The sequence below is a fragment of the Cyanobium sp. L1E-Cus genome (assembly GCF_024345755.1).
Taxonomy (GTDB): domain Bacteria; phylum Cyanobacteriota; class Cyanobacteriia; order PCC-6307; family Cyanobiaceae; genus Cyanobium_A; species Cyanobium_A usitatum.
Map to the genome: position 1 here is coordinate 1 of NZ_JAGQBS010000028.1, position 8,592 is coordinate 8,592.

8 protein-coding genes are annotated in these 8,592 nt (G+C 56.7%); 6 read left to right on the top strand and 2 right to left on the bottom strand.

Annotated elements, in window-relative coordinates; genetic code table 11:
* The 3 genes from KBZ22_RS13955 to KBZ22_RS13965 all read left to right on the top strand — a co-directional run.
* Positions 1-214, top strand: a 214-nt coding sequence (locus KBZ22_RS13955) for a hypothetical protein (protein WP_255022436.1), incomplete at its 5' end; no start/stop codon positions are given.
* A 29-nt stretch (positions 215-243) separates the two neighbouring features.
* Complete coding sequence (locus KBZ22_RS13960) at positions 244-1,329, top strand: acyltransferase (RefSeq protein ID WP_255022437.1); 1,086 nt, start codon at positions 244-246, stop codon at positions 1,327-1,329.
* A gap of 555 nt (positions 1,330-1,884) precedes the next feature.
* A complete protein-coding gene (locus KBZ22_RS13965) occupies positions 1,885-2,055 on the top strand; it encodes a hypothetical protein (RefSeq protein ID WP_255022438.1) in 171 nt (56 codons plus the stop codon).
* Here the strand turns inward: KBZ22_RS13965 and KBZ22_RS13970 are convergent.
* Complete coding sequence (locus KBZ22_RS13970) at positions 2,036-3,007, bottom strand: IS3 family transposase (protein ID WP_315858624.1); 972 nt, start codon at positions 3,005-3,007, stop codon at positions 2,036-2,038. The two genes, KBZ22_RS13965 and KBZ22_RS13970, sit on opposite strands and share 20 nt — an antisense overlap.
* A complete protein-coding gene (locus tag KBZ22_RS13975; RefSeq protein ID WP_255022439.1) occupies positions 2,926-3,261 on the bottom strand; it encodes a transposase in 336 nt (111 codons plus the stop codon). Before KBZ22_RS13975 ends, KBZ22_RS13970 begins: the two co-directional genes overlap by 82 nt.
* Before the next feature lie 281 nt (positions 3,262-3,542).
* Between KBZ22_RS13975 and wecC the strand changes: the two genes are divergently transcribed.
* The 3 genes from wecC to KBZ22_RS14375 are packed head-to-tail and all read left to right on the top strand — an operon-like array spanning position 3,543 to position 8,563.
* The gene (wecC, locus tag KBZ22_RS13980) at positions 3,543-4,760 is read left to right on the top strand and encodes a UDP-N-acetyl-D-mannosamine dehydrogenase (RefSeq protein WP_255022440.1); all 1,218 of its coding nucleotides are present in this window, start codon (positions 3,543-3,545) and stop codon (positions 4,758-4,760) included.
* Positions 4,761-4,762: 2 nt separating this feature from the next.
* On the top strand, positions 4,763-6,715 hold the full coding sequence (locus KBZ22_RS13985) for a heparinase II/III-family protein (protein ID WP_255022442.1): 1,953 nt from the start codon (positions 4,763-4,765) through the stop codon (positions 6,713-6,715).
* A 12-nt stretch (positions 6,716-6,727) separates the two neighbouring features.
* The gene (locus KBZ22_RS14375; protein ID WP_315858623.1) at positions 6,728-8,563 is read left to right on the top strand and encodes a sugar transferase; all 1,836 of its coding nucleotides are present in this window, start codon (positions 6,728-6,730) and stop codon (positions 8,561-8,563) included.
* The last annotated feature ends 29 nt before the right edge of the window (positions 8,564-8,592 follow it).

The window sequence follows — 8,592 nt, forward strand, 5'->3', positions numbered from 1 at the left end:
GGGCAAGGTGCTGCGACTCGACAACTACCGCAAACTTGAGGCCTGGGGTATTCCTGGCTTCCGGACCCGCCGGCGCCTCTACCAAGACAAGGGCCAGGTGGCTTGTTGCACCGCTTTCCTCAATGCCATTGAAAGCGGAGCTTCCGCTCCGATTCCTGCGGCGGAGCTGTTTGAGGTTCAGCGCTGGCTGCTGCAAGTGATAGCCAAAGCATGACGTCATCATCGCCTTGCCAAACGAGACCCATGACAGCCTCATCTCTGCTGGATAAGTGCATAGACATTCGCCTAGGAAGGCACAACCTGTTCGATGCGATTCGTCTCTATGCTGCTACGCAAGTATTAATCCAGCACGGCGCACACCACTTAGAATTTATTCCCGCCTCAATAGTTTCCGCATTCTTTTCTCTCCCGGGGGTTCCGCTCTTCTTCTCCATTAGTGGTTTTCTGGTAGGGCTCTCCTGTCTGCGCTTTAAAGGGAGATGGGGTGAGTATATCTGGCATAGAGCCCTAAGAATCTTTCCTGCCTTGTGGCTTTGTCTGTTCATTTCATGTCTGATCCTGATCGCCTTTGGTAAAGGATCCTTTTTGCTGAGTCTAACTGGAATGGTCTGGCTGGCCGGACAGGCAACCGTTGTTCAGTTCTTTAACCCATCTCAGCTCCGCGACTTTGGTGTTGGAGTGGTCAATGGCAGCCTTTGGACAATTCCTGTTGAAATTCAGTTTTACATTGTTTTACCCATATTGGTAACCGTGGCAACCTATTGGGTAAAGCGCTGCCGCGCTCGCTTGGTGGCTGCCTGCATGATTTCATTGGCCACTGCTTCTCTGCTTTTTAAATTGATCATTCTTGATAGTGTACTCAATCCAGAATCTCTGCTGGCCAAGCTTTTTGAGGTGAGCTTCGTGCCTCATCTCTTTCAGTTCATGATTGGATTTTCATGTCTTTTACCGCTTGCAATTTTTGGTAGGAGAAAGGCGACAATTGGCCTGATTGCATTTGGCCTTATTTGCTTGTCTGTCTCCACGTCTTTCCCTGATTTTGCTCCCCTTTTCAAGCCTTGGGCTCTCGCAGCCCTACCGATTGGGATCGGCCTGATCCCCGTTGATCTGCTGCGTGGTTTTGACGTTTCCTATGGCCTATACCTTTTCCATATGCCCATCGCGAACGCCCTATTAGCTTCCAGCGTTGCACCTAGTCTGGCGATCCCAATTTTTTTTTCTGCTTCATACCTAATCGCCGCCTTTTCGTGGTGCTTCCTTGAAAAGCCTGCCTTATCTTTGAAGTCGAAAATCCCTTCGTTCCTTGCGGGATCTGTTTCTGGATCTTGAAAATTTTACGGACTAATTGGCGTCAAAAATATTTACGGCTACCGCAAGCTCCGGTTCTGCGGCCTCCCTTGTTACGCGCCCGCCGGCGTCTCTCACAAAGCAAGGTTTAATTGGCCTGCTGCGCCGCCTTACTTGGCGTCTCGAAACTGACGACTCGTCGCCGCTTCTGGCTCTCGATCTATTTTGGGTGCAGCGCTAGTCGATGCAAACGATGAGGCCATTATACGTCTATATGCTTAAAAGCCTGGTCGGTCGCCGCTGTGGAATCCGTTGCTAGGGAGAGGCCCTTTGGTTGTCAATTGCCCTAGTCTGCCTGCCGCTCGTGGAGGCGCTGGCCGCGATCGAGGCATGGAACCATCCCGATTGTATTCGACGCCCCTACAACCTCATCTACGAGCTACCCCTGGCACCGTTCCTGCCGCCCTCCTTCAGGTGCTGGTCCCCGTCTGGCTCGGTACTCCCGAGGCCTCTCAAGCGAAGGTCGCCACAGTATTCCACCTGTCACGTCCAATGGGCGGCTGGCCGTTAGAAGCACCTATACTTCCACTGTAGCTGGTGCTCGCCGTTTTTTTTGCTGAGCTGAGTATGGCTATCGACTCTCCGCTGCTCAGGCAGAAAGAACAGGAGAATCTGCTGATTGCCGCCAAGCTGAAGCAGAAACGCTTGAAGATCAAAGTGGGCTTCCCCCGTTTTTGTGGACAGTTGCTCAGGAAGCCTGCTCATTAATAATACTGCTTTTTAGGGCCCGATTTTCGTAGTCAATCGGGCTTAGGTAGTCATTGCTTGAATGTCGTCTATTTAGATTGTAATATTCCTCAATCCAACTAGTGGTTTCACTTTGCAATTGCAATGGTGTTAGCAGAATTTTACTATTATCATCTAGATTATTTTCTAATTTATAGGTAGAAAAGAAGCTTTCCATTGCCGCATTATCCCAGCAGTTGCCCTTGCGAGACATGCTGCAGTTGATTTTATTCTCTATTAATAGTTTCTGATATTTACTTCCAGTATATTGACTACCTTGATCGGTATGAACAACTAATTTACTTGGATTTATTCTTCTTAAAATTAAAGCTCTATTTAATGCTTTTGTTACTAGTTCTGCTTCCATATTACTTCCAATTTTCCAGCCTATAATTCGCCTTGAATATAAATCCATCCATACAGCAAGATAACGCCAACCTTCTGTGGTGCGGATGTAGGTAATATCACCGCACCAGTATCGGTTTGGTTCTGTTGGATTAAATTTACGCAACAAGATATTTGTTGCAATTTTATTTCCTTCTTCTTGTTTTGGGCAACACCTAAAACGTCTGCGCTGCAGTGCCTGTATGCCTTGCCGCTTCATTAGCCTCTCAACCCGTTTACGGCCTATATGGCGGCCGTTACCACGTAGTTCCTGATGAATACGCGGCGATCCATAGCGGCTGCGATGGGTTTTAAATACCACCTCAATATCTGCGGCAATTTCTTCATCTTGTTTAGCCCGTTTACCTGGGTTGCTTTGCCTTTGAAGCCAGCTGTAGTAGCCGCTACGGGCTACCTGCAGTTTTTTTACTAACCAAAGCACTGGAAAGCGATCTTGTAATTGCTGAATTAACCGAAACCTTTCTGCGGCAGCTGATCTTTTGCAAAGTGAGCTGCCGCCAGCTTGAAAAAATCTTTTTCCCGCCGTAATTCACGGTTCTCCTTTCGGAGTTTGATTAGTTCATCTCGTTCGCTTGTATTTAGCAAGCCACGATCAACAGGTAGTGCTTCTCCTTGATCAATGCGATATTGCCGCAACCAACGGGAAAGGATGCTTGGATGCAAGCCAAGCCGTTGAGCTGCTTTAGCGCAAGAGAGGTTTTCCTTTAGGCAGAAATCAATAGCCTCTGCTTTTTGTTCATCGCTGTAACGGCGTGGCGTAGAAGGGGCATTCATTGTGATCATTGGTTTTCATGGGGTCAGTGTAAAAGCAACTCTCTAAACACTGTCCTTGAAAACGGGGGAGGCTCAAAGCCGGAATCGCCGAGATCGAGCGAGGCACCATTTAGCTTTGTGCCGGGAACTCCAAGCTCTTGTCGATACTCTGTGACGCGTTGGCATTTGAATTGACGACAGCTGATGCTTTGCTTTGGTGATCCCATCCCGCTGAATCGCAACCTTCATAGCCACCTCTCGGCCATGCCCCCGCATTCGCGGGGGCTTTTTTTGTGCCCGAACGCAAACTCTTGTCCGCCACCTGCTGCATCCTTGGCCTTGGCTACATCGGCCTGCCCACCGCTGCCGTGCTCGCCCGCGCCGGCCATCGCGTCATTGGCGTGGATGTGAATGCCCATGTTGTGAGCACGGTAAATGGGGGACGAATCCATATTGTTGAGCCTGAGCTCGATGAAGCTGTTGCCGCTGCAGTGGCCTCTGGTGGTCTTACCGCCCAGCTCAAGCCGGCTCCGGCCGATGTGTTTCTGATCGCTGTTCCCACTCCCTTCCGCAGTGGTCCCGATGGAATTCCCCAGCCCAACATCGACTACGTCTTAGCTGCCGCCCGCGCCATTGCTCCGGTATTGCGCCCAGGCAACCTGGTCCTTCTGGAATCCACTTCCCCGGTGGGTACCACCGAGCAGGTGGCCCGAGTGATTGCGGAAGAGTGCGGCTTGAACAGCGAGCAGGTGCAGATTGCCTACTGCCCAGAGCGGGTGCTTCCTGGCCGCATCCTGCAGGAATTGATCAGTAACGACCGCGTGATCGGCGGCCTCACCCCGGCCGCCGCAGAAGCTGGGCAATCCTTCTACGCCACCTTCTGTAAAGGTGATCTGCTCACCACCACCGCCCGCACCGCCGAGCTGGTGAAGCTCACTGAAAACAGCTTCCGCGATGTGAACATTGCCTTTGCCAATGAGCTGTCGCTGGTGTGTGATCGCCTCGGCATCAACGTGCGCGATCTGATCCGCCTGGCCAACCACCACCCACGCGTCAACGTGCTTCAGCCCGGTTGCGGGGTGGGAGGCCACTGCATTGCTGTAGATCCCTGGTTCATCGCCGCCGCCGCTCCAGACTGCACTCCTTTGATCCAGACCGCTCGGCGCGTCAATGACGGCAAAAGTCGCTGGGTGATTGAGCAAGTTCAAAGCCGCGCCGCCGCTCTGGAAGACCAACTCGGCCGACCGGCTCGTATCGGCTGCCTAGGCCTGGCCTTCAAGCCCGATGTGGACGACCTGCGCGAATCCCCCGCCCTCTATATCACCACCGAGCTGGTCGTTGCTGGCCTCGATGTGCTCGCCTGCGAACCGAACCTCAGCGATCACCCCACCATCAAGCTTGATTCTTTGGAGAAGGTCTTGGAAGAGGCCGATCTTCTCGTGTTCCTGGTAGCCCATAGCCCTTTCAAACACCTGGATCTGGCTGGCCGCGTCGTCTTCGACCTTTGTGGGGTCACGGAGCAGACGTGAAGATGCTTTCCAAGCTGCGCACCAGTAAGCGACTGGGTTGGCGCAACTGTGCGGCCGTGGCCGCCCACCGCCTCTTTCTTCGCACTGGTTTCTATCAGCGCACTCTGCCTATTACGCCTTGCCCTGTACCGGAAGCCCTAACGGGCGATGGGCAGCCAGCACCAATGTTTCTGGAACTCTGGAGCGAAGAGGCCCGTGCTCGCTGCCTGCAAGCAGCTGATGCCCTCCTAGGCGGCAGCGCCACTTGGTTCAGTCATGAGCGCCATGCGGTGGGTTCACCGCCTGATTGGTTTCTCGATCCTGTCTCCGGCAAGTCATTTGCAGATTGCGCCCAGCACTGGAGCCTTTGCCAGCCGTTTGCCGGAGCTGACATCAAGCGCTGCTGGGAGCTCTCGCGCTGGGGCTGGGCGCCGCTGCTAGCTCGCGCCGGGCGCTTCAGTGGCGATGCCCGCTATCGCGACGGCCTCAACGCCTGGAGTCAGAGCTGGTGCCAGGCCAACCCCGTGAACGCTGGCAGTAATTGGCTTTGCGGCCAGGAGACCTCGATGCGTCTTCTCCATGCCCTGCAGGCCTGGCAGCTCTGCGATGCCCCATCCCAGCTGCCCCATCCCACCCCCCAGCGGGCGGCTTTTGCGGCTGCCCACCTGCAGCGCATCGCCGCCACCGAGCGCTACGCCCAGGCCCAGGACAACAACCACTGGACCTCCGAAGCCGCAGCCCTGTTCATCGGTGGCAGCTGGCTGGCCGTTTCCTCCAGTTCCCACGCCGCTGCTGCACGCCGGTGGGCCACTGCCGGCCGCCGCGCCTTGGAGCGGAGTGTGGGCCGGCTGGTGATGGCCGATGGCTCCTTTGCCCAGCACTCATTCACCTACCACCGCCTGCTGATCGACACCTTGGCCCAGGTGGAGCTCTGGCGCCGGTGGCTGGATCTAGAACGCTTTTCTGTGGGCTTTAAGCAACGCTGCCGTGCCGCCACGTCCTGGCTGGCGGCACTGGTGGATCCCACCAGCGGCGATGGCCCCAACCTTGGCAGTAACGACGGCGCCTTCTGTTACCAGCTGCATAGCCAGAGCTACCGCGACTTCCGCCCTTCGCTCCAGTTGGCTTCAGTGCTGTTCTATGGCCAGCCTGATCTGCCCAATGGGCCTTGGAATGAGCCTTTGTATTGGCTTGCTCTGGCGGATGGTTCGGCTGCAGGTATTTCAAACACTCAGCCACCAACGTCCGCACAGGCTCTTCAGCCCGCGGGTATCGGGCCAATCACCCTCTTCCCCGATGGCGGTTATGCCGTGATGCGCCCCAGCACCGCCAGCTGGGCTCTTCTGCGGCTTCCCAGCTATCGCTTCCGGCCCGCCCATCCAGATCCTTTGCACCTGGACCTCTGGCACCAGGGCGTCAATCTTTTGCGCGATGGCGGCAGCTATGCCTACAACGCTCCGCAAGTTGATCTCGGCTACTTCCCCGGGATTGCCAGCCATAACACCGTTCAGTTCGATGGCTCCGAGCCCATGCCCCGCCTGGGCCGTTTCCTCTGGGGTGACTGGCTCCAGCTGGAACATTCGCCCCTGCTTAAGCCTGGTAATGCTCCAAGCTCCAGCCCAGATGGGAGCAGTATCACCGCCGCCTACCGCGGCCCCCATGGGCGCCACCAGCGCCAGGTTCAAGTTGCCGCTAGCGGCAACTCTTGGGTCATCACTGACAGCTGCTCCGGCTTTCAGCAGGAGATGCTCCTGCGTTGGCGTCTTTGTCCAGGAGATTGGCGGCTGGAGGGAGCGTCCTTAATTGGCTCCGCGGCCACGGTGACGATTCGCGCCGATCAGCCCATTCCCCGGCTTGAGCTTGTGATGGGCTGGGAATCACTCCACTACGGATCCAAAACCCCACTGCCTGTGCTTGAGGTGAGTGTGACGCAGGCGCCGGTCACCATCACCACTTCGATTGAACTCTCCTCCTGATCCCAGCTACGCGTGAAGGTTCTCTATTACCACCAGTACTTCTCCACTCCAGCCGGTGCTGCCGGCACCCGCTCCTACTCCTTGGCCCGGTCATTAGTCGAGGCTGGCCATCAGGTGCAGATGGTGTGCCTCCGCGATGTCCGCACCCACACGGGCCTTAGCGGAACCTTCACAGCAGGGCGGCGTAGCGGTCTGGTGGATGGGATCGAAGTGATCGAATTTGATCTGGCCTACTCCAACCACGCCGGGCTGCTGGAGCGCTCCCTGGTGTTCCTCCGCTACAGCTGGCAGAGCCTGCTGCTGGCCCTGGAGTCCAACGCGGATCTGATCTTTGCCACCACCACCCCCCTCACCGCAGGCATCCCAGGCATCGCCGCTCGCTGGTTGAGGGGCACACCATTTGTGTTTGAGGTGCGCGACCTCTGGCCCGAACTGCCCCGCGCCATGGGCGTGGTGCGAAACCCTCTGGTGCTAGCCGCCCTCTCCGCCCTGGAGTGGCTCAGCTACCACTCAGCCGATGCCTGCATCGGCCTGGCCCCTGGCATCTGCCAGGGCATTGCCGAGCGCGGCATCGAGCTCAGCCGCATCACAAGCATCCCCAATGCCTGCGACCTGGAGCTTTTTCAAGCCCTGCCCAAGGGCTCGGCCAAGCAGCCCCAGCTCATCAGTGGCCTACCCCAGTCCCTGCCTAGCGGGGCCTTTGTAGCGGCCTTTACCGGCGCCCACGGCCTGGCCAATGGGCTCGATGCGGTGCTCGATGTCGCAGCTGAGCTGCAACGTTTGGGTCGCCACGACATCCAGTTGCTCTTTATCGGTGATGGCCGCTGTAAGCCAGATCTGGAGCGCCGAGTTGCCTGCGAGGGTCTGGTTAACTGCCATTTTTTGCCGCCGATTCCCAAGCCCAAGCTGGCCCAAACCCTGCAGCAGAGCGTTCATGTGGGCCTGATGGTGCTCGATGACATCCCCGCCTTCTACCGGGGTACCTCTCCCAACAAGTTCTTTGATTACCTGGCCTGCGGTCTGCCGGTGGTGAACAACTACCCCGGCTGGCTGGCTGAGATGATCAGCGAGCACCAGTTGGGCATCCCGGTGTCGCCCCGCGTTCCGGCGGCCTTTGCTGCGGCCCTGATCCGATTGGCCGATCAACCGGCTCTGGCGTCCACCATGGGGACCAACGCCCGTGCCCTAGCCGAATCCCGCTTCTCCCGCCTGGTTCTCGCTGATCAGTGGCGTCATGTGCTGGAAACCACCGCCGCTCGCTACGCCGGCCGCCGCCATGGCTACTTGGGGCAACAGGTCTACGCCCTGTTTAAGGGGCTGGCTGACCGCCTCACTGCCCTGCTGGCTTTGTTGCTGCTCTCACCGTTGCTACTGGTGATAGGAGCACTTGTGCATTTCCGTCTCGGTGCACCGGTGCTGTTCCGGCAGCAGCGTCCTGGTTACCTTGGCCGGCCTTTCTGGCTACTGAAGTTCCGCACCATGACCAATGCCCGCGACATCAGCGGCGCCCTGCTACCAGATGCTCAGCGGCTCACAACCTTTGGCCGTTGGCTGCGTAGTACCTCCATCGATGAACTCCCTGGGCTGCTCAACATTCTGCGCGGCGAGATGAGTTTCATTGGCCCGCGGCCCCTGCTGATGCAATACCTCCCCCTTTACACCTCTGAGCAATTTCGTCGCCACATTATCCGTCCTGGCATCACCGGCTGGGCTCAAATCAACGGGCGTAATGCCCTCTCCTGGGAGGAAAAGTTCCGCCTAGATGTCTGGTATGTGGATCACCAAAGCTTCTGGCTTGATCTGCGCATTGTCCTCATCACCATTTTGAAAGTTCTCCGCCGGGAGTGATTGTTAGAGGGTGGTTAGGGAAAGATTGT

What these genes read in the sequence shown, in the direction of transcription:
- KBZ22_RS13960 (WP_255022437.1), top strand. Translation starts at nt 244, where the DNA reads ATGACAGCCTCATCTCTGCTGGATAAGTGCATAGACATTCGCCTAGGA.
- KBZ22_RS13975 (WP_255022439.1), bottom strand. Translation starts at nt 3,261, where the DNA reads ATGATCACAATGAATGCCCCTTCTACGCCACGCCGTTACAGCGATGAA.
- KBZ22_RS13985 (WP_255022442.1), top strand. Translation starts at nt 4,763, where the DNA reads ATGCTTTCCAAGCTGCGCACCAGTAAGCGACTGGGTTGGCGCAACTGT.